This is a genomic window from Aquimarina macrocephali (genome assembly GCF_051627225.1).
Classification (GTDB): domain Bacteria; phylum Bacteroidota; class Bacteroidia; order Flavobacteriales; family Flavobacteriaceae; genus Aquimarina; species Aquimarina macrocephali.
On the sequence record NZ_CP151795.1, the window covers coordinates 1,914,568 to 1,935,546 of the forward strand.

General features: G+C 31.6%; 17 protein-coding genes and 1 tRNA gene. 11 read left to right on the forward strand and 7 right to left on the reverse strand.

Features of this window, described 5'->3' with window-relative positions; genetic code table 11:
- Positions 1–30: 30 nt before the first annotated feature.
- Together AAFU52_RS08590 and AAFU52_RS08595 are read left to right on the forward strand one after the other, a co-directional pair.
- The gene (locus tag AAFU52_RS08590) at positions 31–708 is read left to right on the forward strand and encodes a head GIN domain-containing protein (RefSeq protein WP_024768601.1); all 678 of its coding nucleotides are present in this window, start codon (positions 31–33) and stop codon (positions 706–708) included.
- 38 nt (positions 709–746) lie between these two features.
- Positions 747–1,442 carry a LysE family translocator gene (locus AAFU52_RS08595; RefSeq protein WP_024768602.1) on the forward strand — a complete coding sequence of 232 codons (696 nt, stop codon included), beginning with the start codon at positions 747–749 and terminating at the stop codon, positions 1,440–1,442.
- A gap of 30 nt (positions 1,443–1,472) precedes the next feature.
- Here the strand turns inward: AAFU52_RS08595 and AAFU52_RS08600 are convergent.
- Positions 1,473–1,543: transfer RNA gene (locus AAFU52_RS08600), tRNA-Cys, on the reverse strand.
- A 95-nt stretch (positions 1,544–1,638) separates the two neighbouring features.
- Complete coding sequence (folB, locus tag AAFU52_RS08605) at positions 1,639–1,995, reverse strand: dihydroneopterin aldolase (protein WP_438426128.1); 357 nt, start codon at positions 1,993–1,995, stop codon at positions 1,639–1,641.
- Positions 1,996–2,156: 161 nt separating this feature from the next.
- Between folB and AAFU52_RS08610 the strand changes: the two genes are divergently transcribed.
- On the forward strand, positions 2,157–4,199 hold the full coding sequence (locus AAFU52_RS08610) for a glutamine--tRNA ligase/YqeY domain fusion protein (RefSeq protein WP_438426129.1): 2,043 nt from the start codon (positions 2,157–2,159) through the stop codon (positions 4,197–4,199).
- A gap of 55 nt (positions 4,200–4,254) precedes the next feature.
- Here the strand turns inward: AAFU52_RS08610 and AAFU52_RS08615 are convergent, their stop codons facing one another.
- From AAFU52_RS08615 to AAFU52_RS08635, 5 genes are all read right to left on the reverse strand, one after another.
- Complete coding sequence (locus tag AAFU52_RS08615) at positions 4,255–4,707, reverse strand: hypothetical protein (RefSeq protein ID WP_024768605.1); 453 nt, start codon at positions 4,705–4,707, stop codon at positions 4,255–4,257.
- Positions 4,708–5,046: 339 nt separating this feature from the next.
- Positions 5,047–5,991 carry an SPFH domain-containing protein gene (locus AAFU52_RS08620; RefSeq protein WP_024768606.1) on the reverse strand — a complete coding sequence of 315 codons (945 nt, stop codon included), beginning with the start codon at positions 5,989–5,991 and terminating at the stop codon, positions 5,047–5,049.
- Between the two features lie 70 nt (positions 5,992–6,061).
- Entirely contained in the window at positions 6,062–6,229 is a 168-nt protein-coding gene (locus AAFU52_RS08625; RefSeq protein WP_152538440.1) for a DUF4177 domain-containing protein, read from the reverse strand.
- Between the two features lie 128 nt (positions 6,230–6,357).
- On the reverse strand, positions 6,358–7,869 hold the full coding sequence (gene gltX, locus AAFU52_RS08630) for a glutamate--tRNA ligase (protein WP_024768607.1): 1,512 nt from the start codon (positions 7,867–7,869) through the stop codon (positions 6,358–6,360).
- 112 nt (positions 7,870–7,981) lie between these two features.
- Positions 7,982–9,022: an alkane 1-monooxygenase gene (locus tag AAFU52_RS08635; protein WP_024768608.1), complete on the reverse strand. Its 1,041-nt coding sequence runs from the start codon at positions 9,020–9,022 to the stop codon at positions 7,982–7,984.
- A gap of 101 nt (positions 9,023–9,123) precedes the next feature.
- On the opposite strand from AAFU52_RS08635, the gene AAFU52_RS08640 reads away from it, so the two are divergent.
- From AAFU52_RS08640 to AAFU52_RS08675, 8 genes are all read left to right on the forward strand, one after another.
- A complete protein-coding gene (locus AAFU52_RS08640; protein WP_438426130.1) occupies positions 9,124–12,513 on the forward strand; it encodes a DUF4175 family protein in 3,390 nt (1,129 codons plus the stop codon).
- Positions 12,506–12,925 carry an rRNA maturation RNase YbeY gene (gene ybeY, locus AAFU52_RS08645; protein WP_024768610.1) on the forward strand — a complete coding sequence of 140 codons (420 nt, stop codon included), beginning with the start codon at positions 12,506–12,508 and terminating at the stop codon, positions 12,923–12,925. Before AAFU52_RS08640 ends, ybeY begins: the two co-directional genes overlap by 8 nt.
- Positions 12,926–13,023: 98 nt before the next feature.
- Positions 13,024–14,895, forward strand: coding sequence for a tRNA uridine-5-carboxymethylaminomethyl(34) synthesis enzyme MnmG (gene mnmG, locus AAFU52_RS08650; RefSeq protein ID WP_438426131.1), 1,872 nt, complete (start codon positions 13,024–13,026; stop codon positions 14,893–14,895).
- A complete protein-coding gene (locus AAFU52_RS08655; protein WP_024768612.1) occupies positions 14,895–15,374 on the forward strand; it encodes a hypothetical protein in 480 nt (159 codons plus the stop codon). The genes mnmG and AAFU52_RS08655 overlap by 1 nt, the downstream gene beginning before the upstream one ends.
- A 54-nt stretch (positions 15,375–15,428) precedes the next feature.
- The gene (locus tag AAFU52_RS08660; RefSeq protein WP_438426132.1) at positions 15,429–15,923 is read left to right on the forward strand and encodes a hypothetical protein; all 495 of its coding nucleotides are present in this window, start codon (positions 15,429–15,431) and stop codon (positions 15,921–15,923) included.
- Positions 15,924–15,941: 18 nt separating this feature from the next.
- Positions 15,942–16,793, forward strand: a complete 852-nt coding sequence (locus AAFU52_RS08665) for a class I SAM-dependent methyltransferase (protein WP_024768614.1) — start codon at positions 15,942–15,944, stop codon at positions 16,791–16,793.
- Between the two features lie 229 nt (positions 16,794–17,022).
- Positions 17,023–17,556 (forward strand): OmpH family outer membrane protein, encoded by a 534-nt coding sequence (locus AAFU52_RS08670; protein ID WP_438426133.1) that lies wholly within the window; start codon positions 17,023–17,025, stop codon positions 17,554–17,556.
- Positions 17,557–18,909: 1,353 nt separating this feature from the next.
- On the forward strand, positions 18,910–20,979 hold the full coding sequence (locus tag AAFU52_RS08675) for a gliding motility-associated C-terminal domain-containing protein (protein ID WP_438426134.1): 2,070 nt from the start codon (positions 18,910–18,912) through the stop codon (positions 20,977–20,979).

A 20,979-nucleotide genomic window follows, 5' to 3' on the forward strand; every position in this document is an offset into this window, starting at 1 on the left:
AATTGAAATAGAAATTTTAAAAGTAGGGCGATGAAAAAATTAATATTTCTTTTTGTGTTTTTATTAGTCGCATTAGGACAAGCACAAGAAGACGTTAAAACTAAAAATCTAGATTATTTTACAGAAGTAAAAGTTTTTGATAAAATAAAGGTAACTCTTGTTAAAAGTGATAAACATAAAGTTATAGTCACTGGTTATAAAAGATACGATGTAGAAATTATTCAAGAAGGTCTTATTTTAAAAATTAGAATGTCTTTGGATAATCTATGGGATAAAAGCAATACCGAAGTTTTAGTTCATTATGAAGAACTTAGAAAAATTGATGCTAATGAGGGATCAACGGTAGAAGTAAAAGATGTTCTTAATAGAAATAAACTTGATTTAAGAGCTCAAGAAGGAGCAGTTATACAAGCACAAGCTGAAACAGAAACATTGTTTATTAAGGCAGTTACAGGTGGAGAAGTGCACTTAGAAGGTATATCTAAAGAACAGGAAATTGTTATTAATTCTGGAGGGAAGTATTTTGGTAGTGAACTCGAAACAGAAAGAACACAAGTAAAAATTAGTGCAGGAGGAGTGGCAGAAGTAAATGCTAAAGATTATATTAAAGCAAATACTAATGCCGGAGGAACCATAAGAATTTATGGAGATCCTAAACAAAAGGATACTAAAAAATTTTTAGGTGGAAAAATTGTTGAAGTTAACTAAGTAGTTTTTTAACTTTGTAATAAATACGCTTAGACCCTATGCTTCAAGATGCTCAAGCAGCTATACCATTAGGTTTTTTATTAGCCTTTTTGATTGGACCCGTTTTTTTTGTACTTCTGGAAACAGCGGCTATTAAAGGGTTTAGAGCAGCTTTGGCTGTAGATTTAGGAGTTATTTTTGCGGATATAGTATTTATTCTTATCGCATATTTTAGTACCAATCAGATTTTAGAAAAAATAAAAGATGATCCTGCCTTATTTATATTTGGTGGGATGTTATTATCTACTTATGGCATAATTTCTTTTATTCAGGAAAGAAAAAACTATAATAAACTTAGAGATACTTCGGTAGAAATTATCAATAAACACAATTATCTTATGTTATTTATAAAAGGGTTTTTACTCAATTTTATAAATATTGGAGTATTAGGATTTTGGTTAAGTGTTATCATTGTTATAGGACCACAATTAGATATGAATACGAATAGAATTCTACGGTTTTTTACTATGGTTATAGGTACATATCTTTTTATTGATTTCTTTAAAATGCTGCTGGCAAAAAGACTGAAGAGAAAATTAACACCAAAAAGAACTTATATCATCAAAAGGGTCATTAGTATTGTTATGATTGTGTTTGGTGTATTTCTTATTTTAAAAGGTGTTTTGCCGGATACAATGGAGAAACGAATCCAAGACGAGATCGAAAAAATAACACCAGAATCCAGGTTTAAATAAAAAATCCTGTACTTATGTACAGGATTTTTGAGGTGTCGAGCGGATTCGAACCGCTGTAGATGGTGTTGCAGACCACTGCCTAGCCACTCGGCCACGACACCCAATTTTTGATTGGAAGGCAAATGTAAAAAAATTTATGATTACTTCTTAAATGATTTTACAATAAAACGCTTTTCGTACAATTTTAACACTATAATTATCGGTTTTTACTCCTTGTGATAGTAACCATTTCTACATTTCCACCAATAGGTGGATTAATTTTTGAAACATCTACAATAACTTTATCAACCAATGGTAATTCATCTAATATACGAACTAAAATTCGCTCTGCAGCATGTTCTAACAATTTAGAACGAATAGCCATTTCTTCTTTTACAATATGATTAAGATGAACATAATCTACAGTTTCTGCTAAACGATCGGATATTGCAGACTTTGATAGATCAGCCTTAATCTTAAGATCCACTCTGTAATCAGATCCTATTTTTTTCTCCTCGACAAGGCATCCATGATAGGCGTAAACCTTGATGTTTTTCAACTTTATTAATCCCACGGGGTTTTTAGGCAAATGTAAAAAGAATCTTTATGATTTAAGCAGGGAGAACACCCCTTTTCTAATGAATTTTGATAATAATAAAATAATTGTATTAAAGATTTTTATACAATAGCAAGGCAGCATTAGAATTTGTAGTTTTGTGTTTTATTAGATTACAGATGTCAGAAGAAAAAAAACCGCTTAATTTTATAGAGCATATTGTAGAGGAGGACCTTACAACCGGTATGAGTACAGAAAATTTACGTTTTCGTTTCCCTCCAGAACCCAATGGATACTTGCATATAGGACATACCAAAGCAATAGGTATTAGTTTTGGTCTTGGTCTTAGGTATAATGCACCGGTAAACCTACGTTTTGATGATACTAATCCTGCCAAAGAGGAACAGGAATATGTAGACGCAATTAAAGAAGATATAACGTGGTTGGGATATCAATGGGATAAAGAATGTTATTCGTCTGACTATTTTCAGCAATTATACGATTGGACTGTTCAACTCATTAAGAGTGGGAAGGCCTATGTAGATTCTCAATCTGCAGAAACTATTGCTTCTCAAAAAGGAACTACCGTAGAACCAGGAAGTAATAGTCCATACAGAGATCGTTCTGTTGAAGAGAATTTACAACTGTTTCAGAATATGAAAGAAGGTAAGTTTGATGAAGGCGAGCATGTAGTGAGAGCTAAGATCGATATGGCAGACCCAAATATGTTAATGAGAGATCCTTTGATGTATAGAATATTAAAAAAATCTCATCATAGAACTGGGGATGATTGGTGTATTTACCCAATGTATGATTGGACACATGGCGAAAGTGATTATATAGAAAGTATCTCACATTCTTTATGTTCTTTAGAATTTAAACCTCATAGAAAATTATATGACTGGTTTCTTGATCAGATATACAGTACTAATATACGACCAAAACAAAGGGAATTTGCAAGGCTTAATCTAAGCTATACAATTATGAGTAAGCGTAAGTTACTCAAGTTAGTAGAAGAAGGAGTAGTATCTGGATGGGATGATCCAAGGATGCCTACAATTTCGGCATTAAGAAGGCGTGGTTATACTCCAACATCAATACGAAAGTTTGTTGAAACTGTAGGTGTTGCAAAACGTGAAAATGTAATTGATGTATCATTATTAGAGTTTTGTGTACGAGAGGACCTTAATAAAACTGCATCAAGAGTAATGGCTGTTTTAGACCCTGTTAAACTTGTTATAACAAATTATCCAAAAGGAGAAGAAGAATGGTTAGAAGCAGAAAATAACCCAGAAGATGAAGCTGCAGGTTCTAGAAAAGTACCTTTTTCTGGCGAATTGTATATAGAAAGAGAGGATTTTAAAGAAGAGGCAGGTAGAAAGTTCTTTAGATTGACTTTAGGGAAAGAAGTGCGGCTTAAAAATGCGTATATCATCAAAGGAGAACGTGTGATAAAAGATGCCGAAGGAAATATTACAGAAATCCAATGTACATATGATCCAAAAAGTAAGTCAGGGAGCGGCACAGAAGAATCAAAACGTAATGTAAAAGGTACATTACATTGGGTATCAATAGCACATGCAATTCCTTCAGAGATTAGGATTTATGATCGATTGTTTAATGATGAGGCTCCAGATGGTCATAAGGATAAAGATTTTATTGAGTTTTTAAACCCAGATTCTTTAAAAATAATAACAGGTTATGTAGAACCTGGTCTAAAAGATGTTAAACTATTAGAGCAGTTTCAGTTTCAAAGATTAGGGTATTTTAATGTGGATATTGATAGTAAACCTGATGCTTTAGTATTTAATAAAACTGTTGGTTTACGAGATACATGGGCAAAAGTAAAACCAGTTTTGACACATCAAAACAATCAAAACAAACCTCAGAATCAGCAAAATGCAATACCTGCAATCGAAGAAATAAAAAGAGCGGGGAAGAAGTATACAAATGTACCTGATGCTAAAAGAGAAGTGCTTAAAACTAAAATTATAGAAGCGGCCAAAACTGTAGAAATAGAGGAGCTTGTACCACTTTATGATACAGCTGTAAAAAAAGCAGGAACCCGCATTGCTACTATGATTGCTTTAGGTATAATTCTTAAAAATAAAGGAAATCAACCTGATCAATTAGCAAAAGATTTTATTACTAAAGCTCTTGATGATAAGAATGAATTATTACAATTAGAGGCCAAAGAAGTTGCTTCTAACTATGACATATAAAGAGAGAACTTATAGATACAGAAAATACTTCTGTGTCTATGAGTTTTTTTGATTTTTAATTATCTGCAATATGCTCATCTAAAGGAATTTCGATATCTGTCTTAAAATTAGGAAAGAGCTCTTTAGTTTGAGGATCGTCAAGAAGTTTATTAGACTCTACAAAATACCATTGAGATTTTTTTCTGTTATAAAAACCAAATAATGAACTTTTTAAGGTAATTAGCCTACCATTAAAGTCCATTTTTACGGTGTTTTTAACTAAACAATGATATTCTTTGTTTTCTTTTTTTATCTCTGTTACTTCATCTACTTCAGAACTAAGGATTTTTATTTTTTGAGCATCCATGGTTCTATAAATTTCGTCCATGGTATCCATTAGTTGTTTTTCTCCATAAGCTTTGTAAACTTCTGGATGAGTATATTTGAGTATTGTATTTAAATTTCTATCCATTGATGCTTTAGAGGTAGCTTTTGCATCTCGTAACGCAAATTCTTTTAGTGTAGTCATGTTTTGACAAAAAACACTTCCGGAAATAAGAAGGAAAATAAATAAGTAATTTTTCATGGGGGAAAATTTTTCATAAAGATAATAATTTTTTGTGGTATAAGTAATTTTTATAGTTTTTAAGAAATCATTAATTTTTCTTATTAAAAATAGCTTGATATAAAATGATGTAAGAGAAGAAAAAAAAATAGTAATATAATCGTATCACTTTTATGCGTTGGTTATATAAAAACGCTTTATTTTGAGTTTTTGGTAAAAATAGTAGCAGTTTTTAATCCTTAAGGAAAAAATAAACCCGATCATAAAATCTGATCGGGTTTGGTAATAGAAATTATATTTTTATTAATTTTTATCTGGCTTTTTGCCAAGACCTTTTTTAGCATTTTGTTTTTTCATTTCTTCTCCAATTTGATTTGAAGCTGTAAATGATGCAATCATGTTATTTAACATATCACTTCCGGCTTGTGGAGAATTTGGAAGCAAAATTAAATTACTGTTAGTTTCTTCTCCAATAGATTGTAAAGTATCATAATGCTGTGTTACTACAATTAGAGCAGAAGCTTCCTGAGAATTAATACCTACATTGTTTAAAACGTCAACACTTTCTTCTAGACCTCTGGCAATTTCTCTACGTTGATCTGCAATACCTTGACCTTGCAATCTTTTACTTTCAGCTTCAGCACGTGCTTTTGCCACAATTTTGATTCTTTCAGCTTCAGCTTCATATTCTGCGGCAACTTTTTCACGTTCAGCAGCATTAATACGGTTCATTGCTTCTTTAACCTGTGCATCAGGATCTATATCGGTTACTAAAGTTTTAATGATGTCATAACCATAGTTTATCATAGCTTCATTAAGCTCTTGTTTTACAGCGATAGCTACATCATCTTTACGTTCAAAAACATCATCCAGTTTCATTTTTGGTACTTCGGCACGAACCACATCAAAAACATAAGATGTAATTTGATCATGTGGATTTTCTAATTTATAAAAAGCATCGTATACTTTTTCTTTAATTACCTGAAATTGAACAGAGATTTTAAGACGTACAAATACATCATCTTTTGTTTTGGTTTCGACAAGAACATCAAGCTGTTGGATTTTTAGATTGATTCGCCCAGCGATTCTATCAAAAACCGGAATTTTAAAATGTAATCCCGAGTTTCTGATACTCAAAAACTTACCAAAACGTTCGACAACCGCAGAGGTTTGTTGTTTTACGGTAAATATCCCTGAAAGCAGAATGATAAACCCTAAGATTACTATTGGAATTAAAAATAGCCCCATTGTTTTATATATTAAGAGTTAAAAGTTTTTCTGTAAATCAATGTACTAATAAATAGCAAATGATTGATTGTTATTTTGAAAGAGTTATCATAGCAACATAAGTATTAGCTAAAAAAGAAACGTCTACAACGTCCCAACCTTGTTTAGAAAACTCATTCATTGTGTTTTCTATTTTTTTTCTAAGCTTTTCTGCAGACCAATTTTCTGATACGCGTATAACCTTATATTGTTTTCCCATGACAAAATAGTTCTAAAGATCTTATACTTAATAAGTGTAGAATATGAATGAAATGTTACAAATTTTTGCAAACAAAAGACCATTGTTTAGCTAAACAATGGTCTTTTTAATTTTTGATATAGATGTTGTTAATTTTTTTCGATAGCGTTTTCTATTCTCTTAATGGTTTCTTTTTTACCAATCATTGATGCGATTTGAAACACATCAGGTCCTTGTAGTGAACCCACTAAAGCTATACGTAGTGGCATCATGATTTTACCAAAACCAATTTCTTTTCCTGTAATCCATCCTTTTACAGTGGTTGAAACATTGTTTTCAGAAAAATCTGAAATGTCATTTAGTATCCTTGTTAATTCGTGCATTAAACCTGGCGTATCTTCTTTCCAGGCCTTTTTAATGGCTTTCTCATCATATTCACTAGGTGATAAAAAATAAAAATGACTAAGGCTCCAGAGATCTTTAGTAAATGTCGCTCGTTCTTTTATTGCATTTATAACAACATTTAGATCTAAGGTTGTAGAAATATTTTTTTCAGATAGAATAGTTTCAAATTGTTGAGAGAGTAGGGCATTATCCATTTTTTGCAGTTGCTGCTGTTGGAACCATTTGGTTTTTTCTGGATCAAATTTCGCACCAGCTTTATTAACTCTTTTCAGATCAAATTCCTGAATCAATTCTTGCAGAGAAAATAACTCTTGTTCTGTACCTGGATTCCATCCTAAAAAAGCAAGCATGTTAACAACGGCTTCTGGTAGGTACCCATCTTCACGATATCCTGAAGAGATATTTTGATTTTTAGGATCTATCCATTGCAAAGGAAATACTGGGAATCCCATTTTATCTCCATCTCTTTTACTAAGTTTTCCTTTACCAACAGGTTTTAGAATTAGTGGTAAATGAGCAAAAATTGGAGCCTCCCAGTCAAATGAACGATACAAAAGAACATGAAGAGCTAAAGATGGTAACCATTCTTCTCCTCGAATTACATGTGTAATTTTCATTAAGTGATCATCTACAATATTAGCAAGATGATAAGTAGGCATCCCATCACTTTTGAATAAGATTTTATCGTCAAGAATATTGGTGTCAATCTTCATATCTCCCCGAATTTCATCTGTAAGATGTAAAATTTGGTCTTTAGGAGATTTGAATCGAATTACATAAGACTCACCAGAATTGATTTTTGTTGTTACTTCATTCTCAGATAAGGATAAAGAATTGGTAAGTTTTTCTCTATTATGCCAATTATAGATAAATGTTTTACCATTAGCTTCGTGATCTTTTCTGTGACCATCAAGAGCTTCAGTAGTATCAAAAGCGTAATAGGCATGACCATCTTTTATCAATTGATCAGCATATTGTTTGTATAAATGTTTACGTTCACTTTGTTTATATGGGCCAAATCCTCCATCTTTTCCTGGACCTTCATCAAATGGTATGCTACACCAATCTAATGCTTCTTTAATATATTCTTCTGCCCCGGGAACATATCTGTTTTGATCGGTGTCTTCTATTCTAAGAACAAAGGTTCCATTGTGTTGCTTTGCAAAAAGATAATTAAATAATGCGGTTCTCACACCTCCTATATGTAAGGGTCCGGTGGGACTTGGTGCAAATCGTACCCTAATGTCTTTTGTCATGATTGTGTTTTTTAAACTTTAAAAAGTCATACAAATAAAAGGCAAAGATACAATCTTAAATATGCTATGGAAATGATTTTGTGGTATAACCGTTTAATTTCTTATTACCTTTTTAAATAGTTTTCATTTCACGTGGAACATGTTTATTCATAATCAAAAACCATAGAGGAGGAAGTAGTGATAACACCATGGATGTTGGATAACCAAAAGGTAATTGTGGGCTGTTATCATGATGATCCAGAATCTGATATTTTTTTGATGCTCTGTGATGATGATCACTATGTCGTGTTAATTCATACAACATAATTCTACCCAAGGTATGGTTCGAGTTCCAGGAATGAATTTCTCTAACACGTTCATAGCGACCAGAGGAATTTTTTGTTCTTATCAAACCATAATGCTCAATATAATTTATAGTTTCAAGTAATAAGAATCCTGTTATTCCGCCTAAAACGGCAACCAGTAACCCATAAAGATCAAAGAAATATGTAAGTATCATAAGATATGAAAGGGTGATTAAAAGATACCAGAGCATATCATTTTTTATAGAGAAGAATGCTAGGTTGTTTTGTTTTAATAATTTGAATTGTATTTTCCAGGCACTAATGTATTGCCGGGTAGTCGAAGTTATCCAAAAAAAATACACAGGTTGATTGTACTGTGCCGTGGCAGGATCTTCTTTAGTTGCGACCTTATTGTGGTGACCAAAATTATGTTCTATATAAAAATGCATATACAAAGACGGTAGGAGAAGTGCTTTACCAATATAGCGCTCTTTGGTAAATCGATGTCCTAACTCATGTCCTACATTTATACCATTAGATCCTAATACGATTCCTAAGGAAATAATGATACCAGTAACTTCATACGTATCCAGATTTGATGTAGTACAAGTAATAATGGCAAAGAGTAAAACACCATAAACAATGGGAAGATTTATATAAAGCATCCAATCAAATATCTTTTTTTTTGATTGTAGTATTTTGTCGTTATCATCTATGTTTTTGGCAGATGAATTTGTAAATAATTCTAATATCGGAATTAAACCAAAAGCATATATAGGAGCTAGATAAGTATAAATTCCTTGTAACCAGATACCAATAATCGCCATAAAAGGTATTGTGTATGCACAAATATATTTAAGATCTTTCATAACAACTTATGTTCTAGAGGGTTGAATTATCATAAATATAACAATTCTATTAAAAATAAAATTGTAGATTTAGTGGTTAATGAAAAAGGAAGGTTTAAAATATGGATAATTTTCAGTTCATAAAAAGTAAATTAGAACAGTTTACAAGAAAATATTATATCAACGAACTCATAAAAGGTATCATACTTTTTTTTGCTATAGGTGTTTTATATTTTTTAATGACACTATTAATTGAAAATTTTTTGTGGCTTAGTAGGCTAGGAAGAACAATATTGTTTTGGCTATTTATTGCGGTTGAGTTTGGCTTATTTATCAAGTTTATATTGGTGCCAATTGCAAAGTTGTTTAAGCTTACAAAAGGAATAGATTATGAAAAAGCATCAGAAATAATTGGAAACCATTTCCCTGAGGTAAGTGACAGGCTTTTAAACTTATTACAACTAAGTGAAAATAAAAATTCATCTGCCTTGTTACTAGCGGGTATTGAACAAAAATCAAGTGAGCTAAAACCAATTCCCTTTAAGCTGGCTATCAACTTTAAAAAGAATGCTAAATACCTCAAATACGCAGCAATTCCTGTAGCTATATTCCTACTATTGTTTGTTTTTAATAAGACCGGTTGGATTTCTGATAGTTATAAAAGAGTTGTCAATTATGAAGTAGCTTATGAACCACCGGCACCATTTCAATTTTTTATAATTAACAAGGATTTGAATGCTTTTGAAAATAAAGATTTCGTACTTAAAGTGAGAACTGCTGGAGATATAGTACCGGATAATGCTACAATTACATATAACGATGAAGTATATTTTTTAAAAAATGTAGGCTTAGGTGAGTTTGAATATAGGTTTATTCAACCAAAAGAATCTTTAGAATTTATAATAAGTGCTAATGATGTAAATTCTATTCCACATCGTTTATCTGTGGTTCCAATTCCCGCTTTACTTAATTTTGAAATGAAATTGGACTATCCAGGTTATACTAAAAAACGTGATGAAGTTTTAAAAAGTTCGGGGAATGCAACCATCCCAGAAGGAACAAAAGTAGATTGGATAGTTTACACAAGAAATACAGACAAGGTAGAATTAAAGACCAAGGATTCTGTTATCCCATTAGCAAAGAACGGAACGGATTTTTCTTATCAGAAAAATGTGTATTCTAATATGGATTATCAAATCACTACATCGAATCAGAATGTAAAAGATCATGATAATTTGGCGTTTAACCTTAATGTGATTAAGGATCAGTATCCAGAGTTAAATCTAAAATCTGAAAAAGATTCGGTCGACAATCAAACTGTTTATTTTTTTGGTAGAGTAAGTGATGACTACGGTCTAAGTAAACTTCGATTGGTATATTATGATCAGGAGAACGCATCTAATATTAAGATTAAGAATATAGCAATTAGTAAAACTGTGTTTGATGAATTCATTTATGCTTTTCCTGCGGGAATTGATTTGATAGAAGGACTTAATTATGAGTTTTATTTTGAGGTTTTTGATAATGATATTATTCATAATTATAAGAGCACAAAAAGTCAAGTGTTTAATTTTAGGCAACTCACAAAAGAAGAAAGAGAAGATACATTATTAAAAAAGCAAAATGAGGCGATATCTGGATTGAATAAATCATTAGACAAGTTTAAGGAACAAGAACAAGAATTAAAAAGCTTAAGTAAAACTCAAAAAGAGAAAAAGAATCTAGATTTTAATGATAAGAAAAAGTTAGAGGATTTCCTAAAAAGACAAAAAGAACAGGAGAAAATGATGCAGGATTTTTCTAAAAAATTAAAAGATAATCTTGAGCAGTTAGAGAATAAAGAAAAAGAAGAACCTTTTAAAGATGCACTAAAAGAAAGACTAGAAAGGAACGAAGAAAAGTTAAAAAAGAACGAAAAACTTCTTGAGGAAATTGAACGTTTGGCAGATAAAATTCAAAAGGAAGAGTTAACAAAAAAACTAGAAGAGTTAGGTAAGGAAAATAAGAATCTAAAGAAAAACTTAGAACAACTTTTAGAATTAACCAAACGATATTATGTGATAGAGAAACATGAAAAATTGGTTAAGGAACTTGACGATTTATCCAAAAGACAAGAAGAATTATCTGAGAAAAATGAGGAGGAAAACACAAAGGAAAAGCAAGAAGAACTAAACAAAGAGTTTGAAAATTTCCAAAAGGAAATGGATAAACTTAGAGAGGAGAATAAGGATTTAAAAAAACCAATGAGCTTGGATCAAAAAAAGGAGGATGAGAATGAGATAAAAAAAGAACAGCAAAAGGCAAGTGAAAACTTAGAGAAGGAAAATAAATCAGACGCTAAGAAAAACCAAAAAAGTGCAGCTCAGAAAATGAAGCAGATGAGTAATGGTATGATGATGCAAATGCAAATGGCCGGAGGAGAACAACAGCAAGAAGACATGGAGATGTTAAGACAGATTTTGGATAACCTTGTTGATTTTTCTATAGGACAAGAAGGTTTAATGAAAAGGTTTAAAGGTATAGATATTAATAATCCCAGCTATTCTTCTAAGCTTAGAAAACAAAGTATATTAAGAGAGAATTTTATACATATAGATGACAGCCTTTATGCTTTAGCATTACGAACACCACAAATAACAGAAGTGGTTACACAAAAACTTACAGACATAGAATTTAATATAGATAAATCCTTAGAGAGGTTAGCAGAGAATCAAGTTGTTCAAGGTTCGGCCAATCAACAATATACTGTTACTGGATCAAATGATTTAGCATATTTATTGAGTAGAACTTTGGACCAGATGCAAAACAGTATGTCGGCTTCAGGTAGTAAAGGTAAGAGTGGTTCTAATGAATTTCAATTACCAGATATTATAAAGAAACAGGATGAGTTAAATAAGAAGATGGAAGAGGGTGCTGAAAAAGGGAAAAAGAAAGGCGATAAACAAGGAGAACAAGAAGGAGATAAGCAAGGAGAAAAAGAAGGTAAAAACAGTAAAGGTGGTGGTAAGCAAGGAAACCAAAAAGGCGGCAAAGAAGGAAACAAAAAGAATGGTAAAGGTAAAAATGGCGAAGGTGAGTCGCAAATGCAGAAGGAGGATATGAATGGAGAATTGTATGAGATATATAAACAACAGCAACAACTTAGAAATGCACTACAAGATAAGATTAAGAAAGAAGGAAAAGGGAATAAGATTGGAAGCAGCTTGTTGCGTAAAATGGAACAGGTAGAGCAGGAACTTTTGGAAAAGGGATTTAACGAAAGAACGTTATCAAAGATGCTCAATTTAAAACACGAGTTGCTTAAACTGGAGGATGCAACTTTGGAACAAGGTGAGGAGGAAAAAAGAGAAAGCAAAACAAACCAAGTGCAGTTTGGTAATCAAAATAAACAGCAATTAGAAAAGGCAAAACAATATTTTAATACTACTGAAATATTAAATAGACAAGTATTACCTTTGCGGCAAAATTATAAACAAAAGGTACAAGAGTATTTTAAGAAAGATAATGATTAATTTTTTTTACGAAACGAACATAAAACTACCCAATGAAGCCGCTTTATCTTCTTGGATTAATGCAGTTATTTTATCGGAAAACAAGTCAGAAGGAGAGATTAATTTCATCTTGTGTGATGACAAGTATTTGCTTAAAATAAATCAGGATTTTTTGGATCACGATACATTTACTGATGTCATAAGTTTTGATAATACAATAGGGGACCAATTAAATGGCGACATATTCATTTCTGCAGAAAGAGTAAAGGATAATGCTAATGAATTTATGGTTTCTGAAGAGGAGGAAATGAGACGTGTTTTGATACATGGGGTACTACATTTTTGTGGATATAAGGATAAGTCTGATATAGACGAAAAGCTTATGAGGCAAAAAGAAGAGGAAAAATTATTAATGTTCCACGTGGAACATTAGTGTGTTGTGATGATGTATAAAGTAATAATTGTTCCACGTGGAACAATTGTTTTTGATTAATAAATTTATGTTCCACGTGGAACAATTGTATAGAAATTATGTTTGATACGGAGTATGATGTAATAGTAGTTGGTGCAGGTCATGCAGGAAGTGAAGCGGCAGCGTCAGCTGCCAATTTAGGCTGTAGCACTTTACTTATTACAATGAATTTACAGAACATTGCGCAAATGAGTTGTAACCCGGCTATGGGAGGAATTGCAAAAGGACAAATAGTAAGAGAGATAGATGCACTTGGGGGGTATAGTGGAATCGTAAGTGATCGTACTGCGATACAATTTAAAATGTTGAATAAATCAAAAGGACCTGCAATGTGGAGTCCAAGAGTTCAAAGTGACAGAATGCGTTTTGCAGAAGAATGGAGATTGCTATTAGAGCAAACTCCTAATTTGGATTTTTACCAGGAAATGGTGAGCGGACTTTTGGTTGAAAATGGAGAAATAAAAGGAGTACAAACATCTCTGGGAATTGAAATAAAAGCAAAGACTGTTGTGTTGACTAACGGAACATTTTTGAATGGATTAATTCATATTGGAGAAAAACAATTTGGCGGAGGTAGAGCAGGTGAAAAAGCCGCAACTGGGATAACAGAACAATTGATTGATTTTGGTTTTGATGCTGGAAGAATGAAAACAGGAACTCCTCCTAGAGTTGATGGAAGATCTTTGGATTATTCTAAAATGATTGAACAACCAGGAGATGATAATCCTGAAAAGTTTTGCTATACAGATGCAACAAAACCACTCACCAAACAAAGATCATGTCATATGACATATACTTCTTTAGAAGTTCATGATTTGTTGCGAGAAGGCTTTGATCGATCTCCAATGTTTAATGGTAGAATTAAAAGTATCGGACCAAGATATTGCCCATCTATAGAAGATAAGATTAATAGATTTGCAGATAAAGAAAGACATCAATTGTTTGTGGAACCCGAAGGGTGGAATACAGTAGAAGTTTATGTAAATGGGTTTTCTACATCATTACCAGAAGATGTTCAATTTAAAGCTTTGAAATCTGTAGTAGGTTTTGAAAATGTAAAGTTTTTTAGACCAGGATATGCTATAGAATATGATTACTTTCCTCCAACACAATTAACACACACGTTAGAAACAAAATTGATTTCTGGATTATTTTTTGCGGGGCAAATTAATGGAACTACTGGATATGAAGAAGCAGCTTCTCAAGGATTAATGGCGGGAATAAATGCTGCTCTAAAGGTGAAAGAAAAAGAATCTTTTATTCTTAAAAGAAGCGAAGCGTATATTGGTGTTTTGATAGATGATCTTATAACCAAGGGAACAGAAGAACCATATAGAATGTTTACTTCACGCGCAGAGTACAGAACTTTGTTAAGGCAAGATAATGCAGATTTTAGACTTACACCAAAATCTCATGAGATTGGTTTAGCATCGGATGAACGAATGAAGAGAATGGAAGAGAAGGAAAAGAAGGCAAGTGCCTTTGTTCAGTTTTTTAAAGATACAAGTGTTACTCCAGAAGAAGCAAATCCTGTTTTAGAAGAAAAGAAAACATCACCCATTAATCAGAGTGGAAAATTGTTTAAATTATTTTCTCGACCTCAGATTACATTGGATGATATAAAACATTTTGAGAAAGTTTCTACATATATAGAGGAGAATCATTTGGATAAAGAGGTTCTGGAACAAACAGAGATTCAGGTTAAATATTCTGGTTATATAGAAAAAGAAAAAAATAATGCTGATAAACTAAACAGGCTTGAGGATGTGAAAATCCCCAAGAATTTTGATTATACAAAACTGAAGTCATTATCTTTTGAAGCAAGAGAGAAAATGTCTAAAATAAAACCAGCGACCGTTTCTCAAGCATCACGAATTAGCGGAGTATCGCCAAGTGATATTTCTGTACTTTTGGTTTATATGGGTAGGTGATGAATAGTGTGCTTTGTAAACAAGAAAAACCTGTAAAAGGAAGAATCTTATCTATTTTGATTTTGGTAATTTCTATTGCCTTTCTTTTTTATACAGAAGAGCCACTTTTAACCAGATTGATCTTTTTACTTTTATCTTTAGGAGTGTTTGGATATTCTATTTCTTATAAAATCAATAAAGATTTTAATAATCAAAAACTTTTTTTGGTTTTTGGATTCCCTATTTTTAAAACAAAACTCGATTTAGAATATCCTGATTATATTTCCGTTTTTACAACTTCTTTTAGTTTAGATAATGAGTGGGGTGCTGTTAGTGCAATTGGAACAAAAGAAAGACATAGCAAAATTGTAGTTCGCTTTTTTGCGGGAAACAAGAATTTTACACTTTATAAAACAGAAAAAGATGAGAAGGCCTATAAGAAGGCTAATGAGTTAAGTGAACTTTTAGGAGTTGAAATTTATGATAGCTCTAAAGAATAGTTCCACGTGGAACATTTTTTGTTGTAAGACATTCTAATTCATAAAAAACAATTAATGAAAAATACTTTTATACTGTTTTTTGCTTTGTTCTCGTTTTATTCGTGTATCACTACACACAAGGTAAGACAGATTGATAATTTTAGAATTGAAACAGAGAATGTGTTTAAAGAAGAATCATTTCTTTTTAAACCTAATATGTATCCAGAAGAAGCCAAGCGTTCATTGCGAAAACAGTTTGGCTTAACAAAGAATCAAAACCTATCCGATTTTGATGTAAAACTGTTCGATAATTTTGATATGGAATTTAATATCAAAATAAGTTTTGATGTGGATAGAGAAGTAAGATCAAATTTGGTTAGTGATTTAATAAATAAATCGAACAAAGAAGATGCTGAAAATGAAATAGGAGATGTTGAAACTTTTGTAAAAATTATCATTGTAGATGCTAATGGTGATAATTGCCTTTCTACAAGATCGTTGTTTTATAATAAAATGCGGTCGTTTTTAATTGATATAAAAAACAACATAAAAATAGAACCATTATTTTAAATTTTTCTATCTACATAAATGAATAAACAAAAAACCTTAGATTTTTTTATCGAATGTAAAGATTATACGGTTTCTGGAGAAAAGTTTCAGTTGCTTTATGATAAAGAATATGATATGTTGGTTACTTCTCCGAAACCTAATGAAAAAGAATTGGGTAAATATTACGAGAGCGAAGATTATATTTCTCATACAGATTCCAAACGATCTCTTTTTGAAAAACTATACCACTTAGTTAAAACCTATTCTTTAAACAAAAAGGTTAAACTTATTTCTAAATTAAATCAGCAACGTGGTGTACTTTTGGATATTGGAGCAGGTACAGGAGATTTTTTAAGTGCAGCAAAAAATAGAGGTTGGAAAATCGAAGGAGTAGAGCCAAATAATCAAGCTAAAGAACTAGCAAAACAAAAAGGAATAGATTTAAAACCCGAAACAGCTAATTTGGATTCAAAAAGTTTTGATGTTATTACGATGTGGCATGTTTTGGAACATATACCAGATTTGCAACTTCAAATTAGAGAATTAAGACGCCTTTTAAAACCAAATGGATTTGTAATTATAGCTGTACCAAATTTTAAATCATATGATGCAAAACAATATAATTCCTTTTGGGCAGCATATGATGTACCCAGACACCTTTGGCATTTTTCTAAAACTTCTATCCAAAAACTTTTTGAAGAAGAAAATTTAAAATTAGAAAAAGTACTCCCCATGAAATTTGATTCATTTTATGTGTCACTTTTATCAGAAAAATACAAAAGTGGTAAAATGAACTTTTTAAATGCTTTTTGGGTTGGATTACGTTCTAATCTTAAAGCAAAACGATCTGGTGAGTATTCTTCGCATATTTATATTCTTAAAAACGACTAATTTTTGTTTTTAGATGCTTTTTTCCTCTTTTTAGAACAAACCATATCTATTTACACCTCTTTTTTTTAAAAAGAGCTTAAAACGGCTTATTTTTATTTGTTTTTAATAGTTTTTTTATATTGTAACATGTAAAATGATTGTTTTTTCTTATATATGGTTTTTTACGACTATATAATGAATAACATCGCACGAACTTTGATATTTTTGCTCAGAACTAAATTTTTGAAAAATGAAAAAAATAGTATGGGTTGCAAGTGCATTATTAATTTTAGCTTCTTGTAATCAACAAATAGAAAAAACGGGTTATGTAAATAATACCAAAGTTGTTTCTGATTATAAAGAAATGAAAGTGGCACAAGAAAAATGGACAAAGCGTAATAATGAAGTACGGGCTGAACTTGAAGAAAAGGCAAAGCAATTTCAGATTGAGGTAGAAGGGTACAAAAACATTATGAAATCTATGTCTGCTGCTAATAGAGAGAAGAAAGAGCAGGAATTGATGGTTAAGCAACAAGGCCTACAAAGAGAGCAGCAAGCCAAAATGCAGGAGATCCAACAAGGAAGTCAAGTAGAGATAGATTCTATTATAGGTAAAGTGAAGAGCTTTATAGAGGATTATGGTAAGAAAAATGGATATACATATATCTACGGAGACACAGAAACCAGTAATATACTTTATGGTAAAGAAGAATTAAACCTTACCGATAAGATTCTTAAAGAATTAAATGGAGGTGATGCAAAAACTACCGAAACAAAGGAGTAGTTTTTCTTTAAAATATTCTTGTAACCCTCATTGAATATTCAATGAGGGTTTTTTAATGATTAATATTAATCTTGACATCATATTAGGCTGTGAATTCACCATGTTTATGGTTACAATCATATCGGATTTCCTAAAGAAATGTTACTTGTAAAATACGCTTACCAAAATAACTTCAGCTTATTTTATAAACACTATTTTATTGATAACATACTAATAATGAGTATGTTATAAGAATATTTTTTAATAAAATAAATGATTGATTATCAAATAGTTAAGTGTTTTTATATAACGAATAACTAAGGTTTTATGACTTTTTTGAAAGTGGATTTATCTATAAATTTGAAGAAATAATCTTAAGACCTAAAACTAAATAAATAATTGTTATTATATGTTTTATAATACTACCAGTTAATGCTTTAAAAACCAGAGAATACATTTTATCTTTTTTGAATACGACACCGGGTTTATAGCAATTCTTCCCAGGGGGATATTGGATTTCCTTCTTTTCATTATAACCTCAGATTCATGAGGACAGAATTCTAATTTAAGAATTAATGTACAAGCAAGTTCTAGTTTAAATGCAGTACAAGAAAATATCTCTTTTTAATATTTTGATTTTCAAAAATTGATCGTACTGATCCAAGGAAAATTTGGACTTATAAGATAAGGATGCTCTTTATTATTATAATAACCAAAAACAATTCTGTAGTTAGAAAACGTTCGATAATAGTAATGGGATAATTTTATGATTTATGGTGATAAATTCCTAAAATTTTTATCAATAAAGAGAAAGTTTTTCGTAGCATTTTTCTTGAAGAAAAAAACTGATTTAAAGAAAAAACAACTTAAAAACAATATGAGTTTTTATGTGAAAATTTTTACATAATTTTTATATAATATCGTTTTTGAAGAGCCAAAAACTTAATGTTATTTTTTACACTTTATCGAGAAAAATGACCTTTTTTAGAACATTTAACGTAAAGAAAATACGCCCAAAAACGCGTAAATAGTATGTTTTTTTTACCATATACTTCCGTTTTTTTAATAAAAATAGGGGAGATTTGAACTTTTTTTACAAGCTTGGAATGATTTTTTACGTTAGCTCAATACATTGATTAACAAATTTTTATGTATATTGAAATGTTTTTTGAGATCGTATTTGCTTCAGTTAAAATAGGGCAAGTAATAAAAGGTCAGAAAATTATTACAAAAAAAAGTTAAATTTTAGTTTGATATAAACATTTAATTTATAATTTTATGTCTTGGTAAAAAATATATTAACAATATTATTAACAAGCGCCCCAAATCGCGAAGTTAATATAGTATATTCACCTTAATCATAAGTGTGATATCATGAAAAAAAAACTTAACCTCATATCATTAATTGCTATAGTGACAGGCTTTCTATTTTCTTCTTTGAAAGCCAACGCTCAGGATATTAGTGCTCCTTTGTTTTCTATTAGTGGATCGACCACTACGATACTCTGTGTAAATCAAAATACTCCTAATCGAGAAGCTATAGCTAAGGCAAATATTTTATTTGCAACAGGTACAGAATTTGTTTTAGAATTATCCGATGAGAATGGAGTTTTTTCTAATGATGCCACCAGAGTTTTAACACGATTTACCACATCTATAGCGATTCCTCCAGGAGGAGATATCGAATTCCCTTCTTTTGTTATTCCTACGGATTTACGTGGAGAAAATTATAGTTTACGTGTGAATGTACCGGCAAGTAGTATTTTAAGTGCAGTACAAGAAAACCTCCCTATTTATTATTTTGATTTTTCTCAAGGCGTCACATTAACCGGAGCAAATATTGAGGCTAACACGGTAGCTTTGTGTGTTGGGGAATCAGCCACATTAACAGCTTTACCAGGAGATTTTCCAGAATATATCTGGTCTTTTGATGCTACGGGAACCAATAATTTTACTGTGATTCCGGGTGAATCAGGTAATACACTCGAAAATGTAACACAAGTAGGAACCTATAAAGTTCAAGTTAATTTTGGAAGTTGTAATGCCTTATTTAATTTTGACAGTCAGACAGTAGAAGTAATTGATTTTAATGAAACAACAGTACGAATCAATGAGCCTTCACCACAATCTTTTTGTCCTAGTGATGTAAAAATATTAACTACAAGTGTTACCGATCCGGGTTTCACTTATGAATGGTTTAAGGACGGAGTTTTGATTCCGGAGTTTGATGGTCCTTCTGAGATTTTACCAGAGAGTAATTTTGGAGGTTTTTATACAGTTAATGTTACTGGGACTCCAACGTGTAATATAATTACCACTCCCCCCGTGGAGGTTATTAATTTGGGTTCAGATATTTTGACCAAACCCCCGCCCCTGATAATGTTATTACCTACACAGCCTACGTTGACCTTGTCTATTACGACAAATGCTCCTGCTGCTGGTAGTACGGTAGAATGGTTTAGGAACGGAATAAGTATTCAAGGTCCGCTCGCGGTTAGTACACCGGGAGCTTTGTCTTTTGATGTCACCAATCCTGGTATATATCGTGTAGATGTATTTGCAAATGATGTATGTATGGATACTCTTCAGGCTACTACAGAGGTTTTCGAACCAGTAGGGTTTAGGACTCAGATTTCTACATTGTTAGATTGTGATGCCGATACAGGGACTTTGGGGTTAGAGAATTTATTTGGTATTACTTCTACAGGATTAGAAGTTCCTATTATTACTGATCAATATTCTTTATTTGATTTTGAATGGTTTTTAGGTACTCAGTCTACAGGTGTTACAGAGACTACTTTTACAGTAACTTCTGCTAACATAGGTGAAGTTTATGCTTTAGAAGCTACTTTACGAAGCACTTCATTTCCTACAGCGAGATCAAATGATTTAACGGTTGAGTTTTTATCAGATGTTGTAGTTATAGAAGCTTCCCCGACTTTTATTCCATTTGGAGAGACATCTACATTAAGTGTTCCCCAAAGTAGTAACTATGCTTATGAGTGGTTTATTGTTGTAGATGGAGAGAATCAATCTTTGGTAGATGGTTCGACCGTTATAAGTGGTCAGGGTACAAATTCTATAGAAATAGATACCATCGGTGATTACTTTGTTAGGATTACATTGTTGGATTGTGTTATAGATTCAGAGATACTTAATATCTCAGATGTTGCAGGATCTTCAGAGATTATTCCTAATGTAGTTACACCTAATAGTGATGGTATCAATGATAATTGGTTACTTCCACCAAGTTTGTTTAATCAACAAGAAGTAGAGGTTACGATTTATAATGCACGAGGTCAGGTAGATTTTACATCACCAAGTTATCAGAATAACTGGCCCAGAGAGAATTCGAAATCATCGGGTCAGGACCCGTTTTATTATTATATAATAACCAAAAACAATTCCGTAGTCAGAAAAGGTTCGATAACGGTAATGAGATAA

Excerpts from the sequence above, each read along its gene's own strand:
- AAFU52_RS08625 (WP_152538440.1), bottom strand. The coding sequence starts at position 6,229 with ATGGGAAAACAATATAAGGTTATACGCGTATCAGAAAATTGGTCTGCA.
- AAFU52_RS08610 (WP_438426129.1), top strand. The coding sequence starts at position 2,157 with ATGTCAGAAGAAAAAAAACCGCTTAATTTTATAGAGCATATTGTAGAG.
- AAFU52_RS08670 (WP_438426133.1), top strand. The coding sequence starts at position 17,023 with ATGAAAAAAATAGTATGGGTTGCAAGTGCATTATTAATTTTAGCTTCT.
- gltX (WP_024768607.1), bottom strand. The coding sequence starts at position 7,869 with ATGACAAAAGACATTAGGGTACGATTTGCACCAAGTCCCACCGGACCC.
- AAFU52_RS08615 (WP_024768605.1), bottom strand. The coding sequence starts at position 4,707 with ATGACTACACTAAAAGAATTTGCGTTACGAGATGCAAAAGCTACCTCT.
- AAFU52_RS08620 (WP_024768606.1), bottom strand. The coding sequence starts at position 5,991 with ATGGGGCTATTTTTAATTCCAATAGTAATCTTAGGGTTTATCATTCTG.
- mnmG (WP_438426131.1), top strand. The coding sequence starts at position 13,024 with ATGTTTGATACGGAGTATGATGTAATAGTAGTTGGTGCAGGTCATGCA.
- AAFU52_RS08655 (WP_024768612.1), top strand. The coding sequence starts at position 14,895 with ATGAATAGTGTGCTTTGTAAACAAGAAAAACCTGTAAAAGGAAGAATC.
- AAFU52_RS08640 (WP_438426130.1), top strand. The coding sequence starts at position 9,124 with ATGGATAATTTTCAGTTCATAAAAAGTAAATTAGAACAGTTTACAAGA.
- AAFU52_RS08665 (WP_024768614.1), top strand. The coding sequence starts at position 15,942 with ATGAATAAACAAAAAACCTTAGATTTTTTTATCGAATGTAAAGATTAT.
- ybeY (WP_024768610.1), top strand. The coding sequence starts at position 12,506 with ATGATTAATTTTTTTTACGAAACGAACATAAAACTACCCAATGAAGCC.
- AAFU52_RS08660 (WP_438426132.1), top strand. The coding sequence starts at position 15,429 with ATGAAAAATACTTTTATACTGTTTTTTGCTTTGTTCTCGTTTTATTCG.
- AAFU52_RS08590 (WP_024768601.1), top strand. The coding sequence starts at position 31 with ATGAAAAAATTAATATTTCTTTTTGTGTTTTTATTAGTCGCATTAGGA.
- AAFU52_RS08675 (WP_438426134.1), top strand. The coding sequence starts at position 18,910 with ATGAAAAAAAAACTTAACCTCATATCATTAATTGCTATAGTGACAGGC.
- AAFU52_RS08595 (WP_024768602.1), top strand. The coding sequence starts at position 747 with ATGCTTCAAGATGCTCAAGCAGCTATACCATTAGGTTTTTTATTAGCC.
- AAFU52_RS08635 (WP_024768608.1), bottom strand. The coding sequence starts at position 9,022 with ATGAAAGATCTTAAATATATTTGTGCATACACAATACCTTTTATGGCG.